This is a genomic window from Bartonella rhinolophi (assembly GCF_036576165.1).
Classification (GTDB): Bacteria; Pseudomonadota; Alphaproteobacteria; order Rhizobiales; family Rhizobiaceae; genus Bartonella.
The window spans coordinates 97,422-111,081 of the sequence record NZ_JBAFWY010000001.1 but is presented as its reverse complement, the minus strand read 5'-3'; the positions used below and the strand labels follow the sequence as shown (position 1 = coordinate 111,081).

The 13,660-nt window shown below is 38.1% G+C and carries 12 protein-coding genes; all 12 read left to right on the top strand.

Annotated elements, in window-relative coordinates:
• The first annotated feature begins 21 nt into the window (after positions 1-21).
• The 12 genes from gshB (at position 22) to V5N67_RS00360 (ending at position 13,282) form a co-directional block, all read left to right on the top strand.
• Complete coding sequence (gshB, locus tag V5N67_RS00415; RefSeq protein WP_332059756.1) at positions 22-960, top strand: glutathione synthase; 939 nt, start codon at positions 22-24, stop codon at positions 958-960.
• Between the two features lie 140 nt (positions 961-1,100).
• A complete protein-coding gene (locus tag V5N67_RS00410; protein WP_332059755.1) occupies positions 1,101-2,147 on the top strand; it encodes a substrate-binding domain-containing protein in 1,047 nt (348 codons plus the stop codon).
• Positions 2,148-2,209: 62 nt separating this feature from the next.
• Positions 2,210-3,670 (top strand): phosphate ABC transporter permease subunit PstC, encoded by a 1,461-nt coding sequence (gene pstC / locus V5N67_RS00405; protein ID WP_332059754.1) that lies wholly within the window; start codon positions 2,210-2,212, stop codon positions 3,668-3,670.
• Positions 3,667-4,959, top strand: a complete 1,293-nt coding sequence (gene pstA / locus V5N67_RS00400; RefSeq protein ID WP_332059752.1) for a phosphate ABC transporter permease PstA — start codon at positions 3,667-3,669, stop codon at positions 4,957-4,959. Before pstC ends, pstA begins: the two co-directional genes overlap by 4 nt.
• Positions 4,960-5,001: 42 nt before the next feature.
• Positions 5,002-5,760 (top strand): phosphate ABC transporter ATP-binding protein PstB, encoded by a 759-nt coding sequence (gene pstB, locus V5N67_RS00395; protein ID WP_332059751.1) that lies wholly within the window; start codon positions 5,002-5,004, stop codon positions 5,758-5,760.
• Between the two features lie 19 nt (positions 5,761-5,779).
• Positions 5,780-6,502, top strand: a complete 723-nt coding sequence (gene phoU / locus V5N67_RS00390) for a phosphate signaling complex protein PhoU (RefSeq protein ID WP_332059749.1) — start codon at positions 5,780-5,782, stop codon at positions 6,500-6,502.
• A gap of 729 nt (positions 6,503-7,231) precedes the next feature.
• On the top strand, positions 7,232-8,083 hold the full coding sequence (locus V5N67_RS00385) for a cell wall hydrolase (protein WP_332059748.1): 852 nt from the start codon (positions 7,232-7,234) through the stop codon (positions 8,081-8,083).
• A gap of 32 nt (positions 8,084-8,115) precedes the next feature.
• Positions 8,116-9,363 carry an aminopeptidase gene (locus tag V5N67_RS00380; protein ID WP_332059746.1) on the top strand — a complete coding sequence of 416 codons (1,248 nt, stop codon included), beginning with the start codon at positions 8,116-8,118 and terminating at the stop codon, positions 9,361-9,363.
• A gap of 57 nt (positions 9,364-9,420) precedes the next feature.
• A complete protein-coding gene (gene mutM / locus V5N67_RS00375; RefSeq protein ID WP_332059745.1) occupies positions 9,421-10,296 on the top strand; it encodes a bifunctional DNA-formamidopyrimidine glycosylase/DNA-(apurinic or apyrimidinic site) lyase in 876 nt (291 codons plus the stop codon).
• 73 nt (positions 10,297-10,369) lie between these two features.
• Positions 10,370-11,761 (top strand): dipeptidase, encoded by a 1,392-nt coding sequence (locus tag V5N67_RS00370; protein ID WP_332059743.1) that lies wholly within the window; start codon positions 10,370-10,372, stop codon positions 11,759-11,761.
• Positions 11,758-12,378 (top strand): ribonuclease D, encoded by a 621-nt coding sequence (locus tag V5N67_RS00365; RefSeq protein ID WP_332059742.1) that lies wholly within the window; start codon positions 11,758-11,760, stop codon positions 12,376-12,378. Before V5N67_RS00370 ends, V5N67_RS00365 begins: the two co-directional genes overlap by 4 nt.
• 577 nt (positions 12,379-12,955) lie before the next feature.
• Positions 12,956-13,282, top strand: coding sequence for a hypothetical protein (locus V5N67_RS00360; protein ID WP_332059740.1), 327 nt, complete (start codon positions 12,956-12,958; stop codon positions 13,280-13,282).
• The last annotated feature ends 378 nt before the right edge of the window (positions 13,283-13,660 follow it).

The following is a 13,660-nucleotide window of genomic DNA, read 5'->3' as shown; positions in this document are numbered from 1 at the left end:
ATTTATAGAGAGGTTTTATTCATGAAGATTGCTATTCAGATGGACCATATTTCAACGATTCAAATTCAAGGAGATACTACATTTGCGCTTGCTTTAGCAGCGCAAGAACGTGGACACTCTCTCTTTCATTATACACCAGATCGTTTATCTATGCGCGATGGTTGTGTGATTGCACGATTAGAGCCATTAACGGTATATGATGAAGAAGGATACCATTATCAATTGGAAAAGCCTGTATGTAAAGAGTTGACAGATATGGATGTGGTTCTTCTACGCCAAGATCCACCCTTCGATCTCAATTATATTACCACAACGCATTTGTTGGAACGGATTCACCCTAAGACGTTAGTTGTGAATGATCCAGTATGGGTACGCAACAGTCCAGAAAAAATTTTTGTTACTGAATTTCCTGATTTGATGCCAGAAACATTAATTACGAAAGATGTTGAAGAAATAACGGATTTTCGAGCTAAATTTGGTGATATTATCATTAAACCGCTTTACGGTAATGGAGGAGCAGGTGTTTTTTATATAAAACAAGATGACTGCAATTTAACATCACTCTTGGAAATGTTTGCACAAATTTATCGCGAACCTTTTATTGTTCAGCGTTATTTGGATGCAGTGCGAAAAGGGGATAAACGGATTATTTTGCTTGATGGTATGCCTGTTGGAGCAATTAATCGAATTTCGGCAGAAATGGATTTTCGCTCCAATATGCATGTTGGAGGTCGCGCGGAAAATATTGATTTAACAGAACGTGATCATGAGATTTGCAAGCGCATTGGTTCAACTTTGAGAAAGCGTGGTCTTCTTCTTGTAGGGATTGATGTGATTGGAGATTATATAACAGAAATCAATGTTACATCTCCCACTGGAATTCGTGAAATTAAACACTTTGGTGGTGCAGATATTGCGCATCTTTTCTGGGATATTATTGAATTTAAACGTTCAAATTAAATTTTTTAAAACAGAGAACTGAAATATGATTTTATCAGGAAAATAAATTTATATTTATTATGCTGCAAATGTGAATTAAAATTCAGATGATTATATGGTGTATATCAGAGATCTGGATTCACATTTGGTGGAGTTTATGAATGAGCAGATTGTTATCAGTTTGCATAGGAATCATTTTTGTAGCCCTGTTATCAGGGAATGTTAGTAACGCACGTGATCAAATTCGGATTGCGGGTTCATCTACAGTTTTACCTTATCAAAAAATTGTTGCTGAAATATTTGGAGAAATTTACTCTAATTTTAAGATTCCAGTTATCGAATCAGGTGGTTCAGGTGCTGGTATTAAAGAGTTTTGTCGTGGTATTGGAGAACACACAGTTGACATTGTTAATGCTTCACGGGCAATGAAGCTAAGCGAATTGCAATCTTGTTTTGATGCTGGTGTAAAAGATGTTGAAGAAATACTCATAGGGTATGATGGAATTGTTTTGGCAACAGATATCAATGGTCCTGATTGGCAATTGCAGCCAGTGGATATTTATAAGGCACTTGCTGCTCAGGTTGTTGTGAACGGAAAATTGCAGCCAAATACAGTTTCTAAGTGGAATGCAGTCAATAGTACTCTTCCTGATTGGGCGATAGTAGCTTATATTCCTGGAGAAAAGCATGGAACGCGTGAAGTTTTTGAAGAAAAATTACTTGCTGTGGGTTGTAAAGCTAGTGGAGCAGTTGAAGCAATGAAGTCTTTGGGGATGGATGATAAGGCGATTAATGCTGCTTGTATTGCTGTACGTAGGGATGGAAAGGCTGTTGACATTGATGGTGATTATTCTGAAACGTTTGCACGTCTGACTTCTAATAAAACAGCGATTGGTGTTTTGGGTTTGTCTTTTTATGAAAATAATGCAGATAGGCTAAAAGTTGCAGATATTAATGGTTTTACGCCAACTGTTGAAACAATTTCTAATGGTGAATATCTGGTTGTTCGTCCACTTTTTTTCTATGTTAAAAAAGCGCATTTAGGTATTGTTCCAGGTTTGCGGGAATATGTTGATTTTTTTATTTCTGATCAAATGATTGGTTTTAATAGCCCATTGGCTGAATATGGTTTGGTTGTTGCGTCTGAAAAGGAGCGAAAGGCGCAGCGTTCTGCTTTTTCTAATGGTATCGTGATGACTTTGAAATAGTTTTCTGAATTTGCAGTGTAAAAGTTGCTTGTGCTGCTTTTTTGTAAAAATTGAAAGACAATATGCGCATTTCCTTCATGATTTTTTTGTTATTGACTTTTGGTTTTGTTGGCTTTTGTATTTCGTATATACGGGCTCGCTCTTTTGAATATGCACAATGTAAGATGCATTCTCGTGCGTATTATTATGGCTGGTGGACATTTTTGATAACTGTTATTCCAGCTCTTGTTTTTTTAATTTGTTGGGATAGTGGAAGTGCAATTTATTTAGAGTATAGCGCTTCGCGAGAGATTGAAGCGTATATAGCGCACATGACAGAGACTGTTAATCATGACCTTATTTTGGGAACTATCCGCAGTTTAGCCAAAATTATTCATCGCTTTGAAGGAGATATTGCTACTGCTTCATATAAGGAAGTGCGGGCGCAATTATTTACGAAGGGGTTCATTTTACCTAGTGAAGCACCAGATGATGTGTTAAAGATAGCACAGTTATGGTACGCCTCTGCTGCGAAGCTGGAATTTACTGGTCATAGTTTACTCTTTGTAATTGCACTTTGTGGCTTTATCTGTGGGATTGTGCAAATTACTCCACGTCAACGTGCGCGCAATAAAGTTGAGTGTTTGATTGTTATTGGGTTGGTTTGTGCATCTATAGTTGCAGTTTTAACGACAGTCGGCATTGCACTTTCTATGTTTTTTCAGACGATGTATTTTTTTCAGTCTGTACCTTTTTCAAATTTCTTTTTTGGAACGGTTTGGGATCCACGCTTTTCAGCTAGCGGTTCAGGAGATGAAGTAGGGCAATTTGGGTTAATACCGCTCCTTGCTGGCACACTCTATATTGCGTTTGTAGCAATGCTTTTTGCTGTTCCTATTGGATTATTTTCAGCTCTTTATATGGCTGAATACGCTTCTACCCGATTGCGATCAATTGTAAAGCCATTATTGGAAGTTCTTGCTGGTATTCCAACCATTGTTTACGGTTTTTTTGCTTTGAAGGTTGTTGGGCCATTCTTACGTGATCTTTCTGTTTCTCTCTCTGGTGGGACTGGTTTTGTTATGGCTCAAAGTGTTTTGACAGCTGGGTTTGTGATGGGGATTATGTTGATTCCTTTTGTTTCTTCTTTGTCAGATGATGTGATTACGGCTGTTCCACGTTTTTTGCGTGAAGGGTCTTATGGTTTAGGAGCGACGCAATCTGAAACGATTAAAAAAGTAGTCATACCAGCAGCATTTCCAGGGATTATAGGTGCGATTTTGTTGACAGCATCACGTGCAATTGGGGAGACAATGATTGTGGTTTTGGCAGCAGGCGTTGCAGCAAATTTAACTTTTAATCCATTTGAAGCGATGACTACGATGACAGTTAAGATTGTTAATCAATTAACGGGTGATTTTGAGTTTAATTCTCCACAAACTCTTGTAGCCTTTGCTTTGGGGATGACGCTCTTTATTGTAACTTTTTTGATGAATATTCTTGCTCTTTACATCGTGCGTAAATATCGGGAACAATATGAATGAATGAGGCTTGTCTTTCGCATCGTCGCAATATTGGTCTCAGACGTAGATATAGGGCTGAACTTCGTTTCCGTGCGTATGGTTTAATTGCTATTTTTATTGGTTTGTTTTTTTTGTTTGCTCTTTTGTGGTCTGTTATCAGTCAGGGGTATACAGCTTTTTTTCAAAGCGAAATGATATTATCGGTTTATTTAGATGAAAAAATCATTGATCCAAATAGACAGCGTGAAAAAAATCCACAACTACTTATAACGGCGAATTATCCACTTCTTGTGCGTAACTCTTTGGCAAAAAAATTGAATTTAGATCAAAATGATCAAGCATTGCTGCGGGATGTTAACCGTATGTTTTCGAGCAATGTACGCGTTCAGCTACGTGAAATGGTAACAAAAGATCCAAAATTGATTGGAACAACACAAAAAGTCACAGTCTTAGCGGCTGCGGATATCGATGCTGCATTTAAGGGGCATATTGATTTACGTGTTCCAGAAAAAAACCGAAAAGTGTCAGATCGTCAGGTAGAATGGATGAAACATTTGGCTCATGAAGGTGCACTTTATAAAACATTCAATTTTGGTTTTTTTACTTTTGGTGCTTCAAGTCGCGCTGAGACTGCCGGATTAGCTGTTGCGATAATTGGTTCTTTTTATATGATGGCTATAGTTTTAGTCATTTCACTCCCAATAGGGATAGCAACGGCTCTTTATCTTGAAGAATATGCTCGCAAAAATAAGTTTACAGATTTTATAGAAGTTAATATCAATAACCTTGCAGCTGTTCCTTCGATTGTTTTTGGTCTTTTAGGGCTTGCTGTTTTTGTTAATTTTTTAGGGTTGCCACGTTCAGCCTCTTTTGTTGGTGGGCTTGTTTTAGCTCTTATGACACTTCCAACGATTATCATTGCAACGCGTTCTGCTTTGCGTGCTGTTTCTCCCTCTATTCGTGCAGCAGCTTTAGGGTTGGGAGCTTCGAAAACACAAATGGTATTTCATCATGTTATTCCTTTAGCTGCGCCAGGCATTTTAACTGGTACGATTATTGGTATAGCTCAAGCACTGGGTGAAACTGCGCCTTTGCTTTTAATTGGAATGGTTGCTTTTGTTGCGAATATTCCTGTTACACCAATGGATCCAGCAACAGCTTTACCAGTCCAAATTTTTATGTGGGCGGGTGAAGCAGAACGCTCTTTTGTTGAAAAGACATCAGGTGCTATTATTGTCTTAATGATTTTTCTCGTTGCTATGAACATTTTTGCTGTTATTTTACGTCGCCGATTTGAACGACGCCAGTAACTTCGATAAAATTTATGTTCTAAAGTCAAAGTGAGTTTTGTAATGAAGATTAAAATGCGTGGTCAGGATGTAAAGGTTCTTTATGGAGGCAAAGAAGCTCTCCATGGTGTTACTCTTGATATCCCTGAACATCAGGTTACCGCTTTAATTGGTCCTTCTGGTTGCGGAAAGTCAACTTTTTTGCGCTGTTTTAATCGTATGAATGATACGATTGAAGGTGCTAAAATAACAGGTCTTATTACCTTAGATGGAGAAAATATTTATGATTCGCGGATTGATGTTGTAGAGTTGCGTGCGCGTGTTGGGATGGTTTTTCAAAAGCCCAGTCCTTTTCCAAAATCTATTTTTGAAAATGTCGCTTATGGTCCACGTATTCATGGTTTAGTCAAATCGCGTGCTGAGTTGCATGATGTTGTTGAAAAGAGTTTGAGGCAGGCAGGTTTATTTGAAGAAGTGAAAGATCGTCTTTATGAGGCAGGAACAGGCTTGTCAGGAGGACAGCAACAGCGCTTGTGTATTGCTCGTGCCATTGCGGTTAATCCTGAAGTTATTTTAATGGATGAGCCTTGTTCGGCTCTTGATCCAATTGCAACGGCACGTATTGAAGAGCTTATCGACGAATTACGAAAAAATTATACAATTGTCATTGTAACACACTCAATGCAGCAGGCAGCACGTGTTTCTCAGTATACAGCCATGTTTCATTTGGGGCATTTGGTAGAGGTTGGTGCAACTGAAACGATTTTCACCTCACCAAAAGAGCAACGTACGCAAGATTATATTACGGGGCGTTTTGGGTAAGTGAATAGAGGAATATGATATGTCTATGAACCATACTGTCCGTTCTTATGATGTAGAACTAAAATATTTGGAAGAAAAAATTATGGAAATGGGGGATCATGCTGAAAAAATGATTCAACGTTCTGTAGCATCAATTGTGCATAACGATCCTCAGCTTGCGACAACAGTGATTGCCGATGATTTATTTTTGGATAAAGCAGAGCGCGATATTGATGAAAAAGCTATTACGATTATTTGTAAGCGTCAACCGATGGCTGTTGATTTGCGTGAAATTGTTGGTGCTATTCGCATTTCTTCTGATCTTGAGCGGATTGGGGATATGGCTAAAAATATTGCTAAACGTACGGTTGCTATTTCAGAAGCACGTCAATCTGCAGCTTTTTACTGTGGACTTGAAACGATCACAGCTTTAGCACTCAATCAGTTAAAGGAAGTATTAAATGCCTATACTAGCCGCTTATTGGATCGTGTTGATGCAGTACGCGAGCGTGATGATAAAATTGATGCTTTGTATACTTCTCTTTTTCGTGAGCTTTTGAGTTACATGATGGAAGATATGCGCAATATCACGGTTTGTACGCATTTGCTTTTTTGTATAAAAAACATTGAACGAATTGGTGATCATGTTACCAATATTGCTGAAATGCTACACTATATTATAACAGGTTACCATATGTCTTATGATCGTCCCCGTGATGATCTTACATATAAGGTGGGAGTAGAGGAAAAGAAAACAAATTAAGGTTTTAGTCTTAGACGCAGAAAATGATTTTGTTATTAAAGATGAAGAACACTAAACGCTTTTTTCAACATAAGCGGGAGGTGTAGTATGTGTATTATGGGTAATGGAGAAAAAGCGAAAAGTTTTTTTAAATTGACTATTGTGGATTTTTTGATTCTTGGTGCGAGATGTTTAGGTTTTGAGCTGTATTGTCGTTTACGCTTTGAAGTTAGAAGAGAAGATTCTTTTTTGTTTTTTTGTCATTGTGTTAAAGTTTGTGATGAAAAATATTCATTTAGGTCGCTTCAATATGAGTGCAGATAGTTTTAGTACCCCATTGTCGGTTTAAATGAATGGTATGGCTGCATACTGTTTTGAGGGCGGGGTAGTATTTCAATTATATCTTGGATTTAGCTGAAATTTTTTATCTATATTCTAATTCATTTTTCTCGTATGCATCATTGTTGGATAATATTCATAAATATTATTTTTTGAAAACAGCAATGAGAAGATTTTTATTTTGGTATTCATATACAACGATGAGTAATGGCAAAATTAAATTGTACAGCTTATGAAATGATCTATGCTTTAAATTAAGAATTTTTTATTTTTTTTCACATAAACATTCTTTAAATTACTGCCTGTATTAAAAGTTTACTAAGTAGTAATAATTGGCTGTATATTTTCAAGATGTATTTAGAACTTACTTAGATTTTGAATTTTCAAAGACATAGGAATGTATTGCACACGATGAAAAAAAATTGTTGGACTGTTTTTATTATCTGTTGCATAGCACCGTTGGTTATTGTGGGTTGTGCTTCAAATCGTGTTGGTTTTGGGAAAGTGAATAATAATAAAAAAGCGAAAACAGTGGTGTATCCATTGACAGAACGCCAATGCTTGATGCGAGCAATGTATTTTGAATCAAATCGTACAAGCCGTGAAGGAATGATTGCAGTTGGAACTGTTGTGATGAATCGTGTCAATTCAACCGCCTACCCAAAAACAATTTGTGGTGTTGTTGGTCAGTATAAGCAGTTTGCTCCTGGTGTTTTAACACGTCCTATGACTGAGCCGGCATCTGTTGCTCGTGTTAAAGAGGCTGCTGATGCTGTTTTACGTGGCGAACGGGATAAGAAAGTGAAAGATGCTATGTTTTTTCATACTGCTGGTTTATCCTTTCCTTATAAAAATATGCACTATGTTCGTGTTGCAGGGGGAAATGCTTTTTATGAAAGGCGCGCGCGTGATGGATCGCGTCAAGTTCCTGCTAATAATCGCCCTTATGATGTTGCTTTTGCTTTTGCTCAAGAACGTGCTGGTAATGCGCCGATTTTCATGGATGCGAGCTTAGAAAGTAAGGGAGTAAAAGCAGAAGAAAAGAAAAATATGTCTCTTGCGATAGATATAGCACAGGCAAAAAAAGCACAGAAAGAACCTTTTGTTGTTGCACAACTTGACAAAGTTCCTATTCCTATAAATGCGCCTTATCGCACCAATCGAAGAGTGGAAAGCAAGTCAGTTATAGCATATGCTGTGCCCTCATCAGATCAATTAAATGCAGTTGTTGCCATGTTAGAAGAGCGGTACAGAGGTCGATAATTCTTTCATAATCTAGGAAAGGGATATTGGTAATGCATCTTGATATCCATGATGCGGTTTCATCTGAAATGCTTAACCGTCTCGCAGAAGTTGCGGTGAAAGTAGGACTCAATTTACAAGAGGGGCAGGATCTTGTTCTAACTGCTCCAGTCGTTGCATTACCTTTGGTTCGGCGTATTGCATATCATGCCTATAAAGCTGGCGCTGGTGTAGTTACACCACTTTTAAATGATGATGTATTGTCGCTTACACGCTTTGAAAATGCATGTACTGCCAGTTTTGATTGCGCGCCTTTTTGGCTTTATGAAGGAATGGCAAAAGCTTTTGAAAATGGAGCTGCACGTTTAGCTATCATTGGTGATGACCCTTTGCTGCTTTCCAATCAAGATTTAAATAAAGTTGCACGTTTAAATAAGGCTACCTCGATGGCGTATCAGCCTGCCCTTAAAAAAATATCGAATTTTGCCATAAATTGGTCGATTGTTGCTTATCCAACAGCAGGATGGGCTGCAGCTATATTTCCTTCCTTACCTCTTCATGAAGCGATTAAGAAGTTAGCTGATGCAATTTTTGCTGCTTCACGTGTTACAGAAGAGGATCCAGTTTGTGCGTGGAGTGTACATAATGCAACTTTGAAGCAACAGTCGTCTTGGCTTAATGAGCAGCGTTTTGCTGCTTTGCATTTTACAGGGTCAGGAACTGATTTGATGATTGGTTTAGCAGATGATCATGAATGGCATGGTGGTGCGTCGGCTGCTCAAAATGGTGTTGTTTGCAATCCTAATATTCCAACAGAGGAAGTGTTTACTACTCCTCATGCTTATAAGGTTGAAGGTTTTGTTCGTTCAACAAAACCACTTTCCTATCAAGGAGCACTGATTAATAATATTGAGGTGCGTTTTGAAGCGGGACGTATTGTTGATGCGCGCGCTTCGACAGGTCAGGAAATTTTGCAACAGATTTTACAAACTGATGAAGGTGCAAGCCGGTTAGGTGAAGTTGCTCTTGTTCCACATTCTTCCCCGATTTCTAAGAGCAACCTCCTTTTTTATAATACATTGTTTGATGAAAATGCTGCATGCCATATTGCTTTAGGGCAATGTTATTCCAAATGCTTTTTAGATGGAGCATCATTAACGGCGGAGGAGATTGCAGCGCGTGGTGGTAATAAAAGTATGATTCATATTGATTGGATGATTGGATCAAGTGAAACTAACATAGATGGCATTACGCGAGATGGCATGAGAGTTCCTGTGTTTCGCCAAGGTGAGTGGGCTTAATATTGTGGTATTTTAAACAACATATTGTTTGTCAATGCTTGGTTATTTGGAAGGTGGATGCCTGAGCTTCCTGAAGTAGAAACGGTTCGTTGTGGACTTGATCCGGTATTGACTGGCGCAAGGATTGTATCTGTCACACTTAATCGTCAAAATTTGCGGTTTCCTTTTCCAGAAGCATTTTCTAAACGGCTTGTGGGGAGAGTGATCTTAGAACTTGGTCGGCGTGCGAAATATTTACTGTTTCATCTTTCACAAGATGAAACGATTTTAAGCCATTTAGGCATGTCAGGATCGTGGCGTATAGAGGACAGAGTTTTAGGAAAAGAATCTTTTTTGATGGGTAAATTGGTGGCGCATGATCACTTTATAATGGATGTTCAGGCAAAAAACGGTAAAGCTTATCGTCTTATTTATAATGATTCTCGTCGTTTTGGTTTTATGCTTTTAGTGGGAACAAGAGAGCTTTATGAGCATCCACTTCTAAAGAAGCTAGGGCCTGAACCTATGAGTAATGTGTTTTCTGGTAGTTATTTACAAAAGACTTTTTTAAATAAGAAAATATCCCTTAAAGGAGTTTTACTTGATCAGTCTATTGTTGCAGGTCTTGGAAATATTTATGTTTGCGAGGCACTTTGGCGTAGTTGCTTATCCCCACAGCGCGGTGCATTTACATTGGCACTGAAAACTGTACGTGCACGTAAGTTTGCAGATTCTTTAGCACAGAATATACGCGATGTTATTGCTGAAGCAATTTTGTCTGGTGGGTCTTCTTTACGTGATTATATGCATGTTGATGGCTCACTTGGTTATTTTCAACACGCTTTTTCGGTTTATGGACGTGAAGGAAAAGAGTGTTTGCAATGTAGAACGCCTATTGTACGTATTTTGCAGTCAGGACGTTCGAGTTTTTACTGTCCACAGTGTCAAAAATGAATAAGGTATCTTGCAAAATTTAATAAGAGGCTTAAAGTCATATTTGCAATTGCGCGAGGCTTGAGAGGTTTTTATGCTGAATAAAGTACTGACACATCTTGATGAAAATATAGAAAAGAGCCTCGAGCGCCTTTTTTCGCTTTTGCGTTTTCCATCAATCTCTACAGATCCATCCTATAAAGATGTATGTCGTAAAACAGCCGATTGGTTAGTGGAGGATTTAAAAAGCATTGGCTTTGATGCTTCACGTCGTGATACACTTGGTCATCCAATGGTTGTTGGTCATCATCCTGGACCTTCGGAAAATTGTTTGCATGTGCTTTTTTATGGACACTATGATGTTCAACCTGTTGATCCGCTGAATTTATGGGAAGATGATCCATTTAAGCCTTCTTTAAAAGAACGAGGAGAAGAGAAGGTTATTTGTGCTCGTGGTGCTTCAGATGATAAAGGTCAGCTTATGACTTTTATTGAAGCATGTCGCGCTTTTAAACAGAAGACAGGACAGCTTCCTGTTAAGGTTACAATTTTATTTGAGGGTGAGGAAGAAAGTGGCTCTCCTTCGCTGATTCCTTTTTTAAAAGAAAATATTGATGAGTTGAAGGCTGATTGCGCATTGGTTTGCGATACATCAATGTGGGATGTGAATACACCGTCGGTTGCAGTTGGTTTGCGGGGGATGTTAGGAGAAGAGATCATTGTTACGGCAGCTAATTGTGATTTGCACTCTGGGTCTTTTGGAGGTGCAGCAGCCAATCCTATTCGTATTTTAACCAAAATTTTAGCAGAACTTCACGACGAAGATGGTCGCGTAACACTTTCTGGTTTTTATGATGGTGTGGAAGAAACACCGCCGCATATTTTGCAATCATGGAATAAGCTTGAGTGTAATGCTGAGACATTTTTAGGCCCTGTAGGCCTTTCCATTCCTACAGGTGAAAAGGGACGGAGTATTTTGGAACAAATATGGGCTCGTCCTACGGCAGAAATTAACGGTATTAGTGGTGGCTATGAAGGTGAAGGATTTAAAACAGTTATTGCTTCAAAAGCAAGTGCAAAAGTTTCTTTTCGTTTGGTGCATAAGCAAGATCCAGAAAAAATACGTCAAACTTTTCGCAACTATGTGCGCAGTTTTATTCCTGCTGACTGTACAGTTACATTTAAAGAGCATGGTGCTTCTCCAGCGATTCAGCTTCCCTATGATTCACCTTTTATTGAGGCAGCGAGGGACGCTTTATCGCAAGAGTGGGGCAAGCCGGCTTTATTAACTGCTATGGGGGGATCGATTCCAGTTGTTGGAGACTTTCAGTCAATTCTTGATATGGAAACCGTTTTGGTTGGGTTCGCACTCGATGATGACCGTATTCATTCGCCTAATGAAAAATATAATCTAAAATCGTTTCATAAAGGGCAGCGGTCTTGGGCGCGTATTCTTACAACTTTAGCAAAAAAGGAGTATAGATGACAAAGGTTCGTGTTCATCAAGGTGATTTACCAAACTTAGATAATTATAAAGTTGATGCTGTTGCAGTTGATACAGAAACTTTAGGGTTACAGCCGCATCGTGATCGTTTGTGTGTTGTTCAGCTTTCTTCTGGAGATGGTACTGCTGACGTTGTACAGATCGCTAAGGGGCAAAAGAGTGCTCCCAATTTGGTTAAATTGCTTGAAGATAAGGCGATTACTAAAATATTCCATTTTGGACGTTTTGATCTTGCTATTTTAGCGCATACATTTGGTGTTATGCCAGATGTCGTTTTTTGCACAAAAATTGCCTCAAAACTCACTCGTACCTATACAGATCGTCATGGACTAAAGGAAATTTGTAGTGAATTATTAAATGTGAATATTTCTAAACAGCAACAATCTTCTGATTGGGCAGCAGAAACTTTGTCGTCTGCACAAATTGAATATGCCGCATCAGATGTTTTATATTTGCATCGTTTAAAAGGTATATTTGAAGAACGCTTAAGACGTGAAGAGCGCGAAAATGTTGCAAAAGCATGTTTCCAATTTTTGCCTATGAGGGCAAAGCTCGATCTTTTGGGATGGCCAGAGGTTGATATTTTTGCACATAGTTGAGTTCAAAAAAATCATCTTTTAACCGATAATAGGAAAAGCTATCGAAGCAACAAAACAAAATACTCATATACGATAGATGGATGATAGTGTTTTTTCGTTTATTTCTATTCCGGTATTTTATGGTAAAATTTTCGTGTAATAGGTGCTGTTTAATTTGAGTATTGCATAATGGAAGTATCGGTGAGCATGTGCTTTCTTATGTTTATAACTGTTTTTAAGAGGATGGCAGTAAATAGACATGGGTAAATGCTGTATCAAAGTTTGGCATACAAATTCTGCTGAAATCGCATTGGACAATATGGGATGAAAGGCTTCTGTTAAAGAAAGTGAGCTGGCGTAGATCTGTAGAGTGAGTTTAATATCTGGTTTTCATATTGTATTTATTTGTTACAAAATCAGTGATTTTTGTGTTAGCGCAACTTAACAAGTCTGCTTATTTTGAAATAAGAATGCTGCAAAGCTCTATTTTTATAGGGATTTTTTTTGAAATTTATAAAATATTATTTTTTTCCTATAGAAGCTTGAGGTAATCTTCCTATGTAAAATACATTATGTATTTTAACATGGAGATAGGTTTATGAATATAAAATCTTTTTTTATTGCAGCTTCTGCTTTTGCTTCACTCTTTTTGGTTCAAGGAGCTGCTCTTATCATCCCTCAAAAGTTAGTGCGAACCACTTCTTCTGCTATTCCTTCTAGAGATTTTCTTTTTAGTGAAAAGGTTAGCAGTTCTTGGGGAAGAATTATTCGAGAGAAATTTTCTTATACTGATAATAATAAATGGACAAAAGCTCCTAAGTCAGTATCTGTATCGTTTCCAAGTAGAAGGAGAGCAGGTTCTGGATTGTGGGGAGGAAGGCAAAAACAACGACCAAAGTTTTCTCGTGGTCCGATGAGTTTTTAGCAAGCAAAGAAGTAGTGTTAAGAGGGGGATCTTTCCTTTCGGCCATAAGTAAAGTCGGAAGGGGGGCTTTATAGCTTGAGAATGTGGAGGCATTATAATGGTATGTGCTTTGTCGGGGTGGGAGTTTTAGAGTGATTGATGGCGGTGTTTTCATATAAGAGGGGGAGAATTAAATTTAGGTAAGAGGTGAACATGAGGGGAAAATGTGGATTTCATGGAGTTTTGAGTATGATCTATCAGTTTAATTTGTTGTAGATTGTAAAGTGGTACAAGATTCTATTTTAAAGGGGTTTATTGCTTTTTTTGGATTTGTATTTCGCGCAAAATAAAGGGATGGGTTGTTTTTTGTGCGTTAGCACGAATTTTTTTTGAGGAGAG

Excerpts from the sequence above, each read along its gene's own strand:
- gshB (WP_332059756.1), top strand. The coding sequence starts at position 22 with ATGAAGATTGCTATTCAGATGGACCATATTTCAACGATTCAAATTCAA.
- V5N67_RS00410 (WP_332059755.1), top strand. The coding sequence starts at position 1,101 with ATGAGCAGATTGTTATCAGTTTGCATAGGAATCATTTTTGTAGCCCTG.
- pstC (WP_332059754.1), top strand. The coding sequence starts at position 2,210 with ATGCGCATTTCCTTCATGATTTTTTTGTTATTGACTTTTGGTTTTGTT.
- pstA (WP_332059752.1), top strand. The coding sequence starts at position 3,667 with ATGAATGAGGCTTGTCTTTCGCATCGTCGCAATATTGGTCTCAGACGT.
- pstB (WP_332059751.1), top strand. The coding sequence starts at position 5,002 with ATGAAGATTAAAATGCGTGGTCAGGATGTAAAGGTTCTTTATGGAGGC.
- phoU (WP_332059749.1), top strand. The coding sequence starts at position 5,780 with ATGTCTATGAACCATACTGTCCGTTCTTATGATGTAGAACTAAAATAT.
- V5N67_RS00385 (WP_332059748.1), top strand. The coding sequence starts at position 7,232 with ATGAAAAAAAATTGTTGGACTGTTTTTATTATCTGTTGCATAGCACCG.
- V5N67_RS00380 (WP_332059746.1), top strand. The coding sequence starts at position 8,116 with ATGCATCTTGATATCCATGATGCGGTTTCATCTGAAATGCTTAACCGT.
- mutM (WP_332059745.1), top strand. The coding sequence starts at position 9,421 with ATGCCTGAGCTTCCTGAAGTAGAAACGGTTCGTTGTGGACTTGATCCG.
- V5N67_RS00370 (WP_332059743.1), top strand. The coding sequence starts at position 10,370 with ATGCTGAATAAAGTACTGACACATCTTGATGAAAATATAGAAAAGAGC.
- V5N67_RS00365 (WP_332059742.1), top strand. The coding sequence starts at position 11,758 with ATGACAAAGGTTCGTGTTCATCAAGGTGATTTACCAAACTTAGATAAT.
- V5N67_RS00360 (WP_332059740.1), top strand. The coding sequence starts at position 12,956 with ATGAATATAAAATCTTTTTTTATTGCAGCTTCTGCTTTTGCTTCACTC.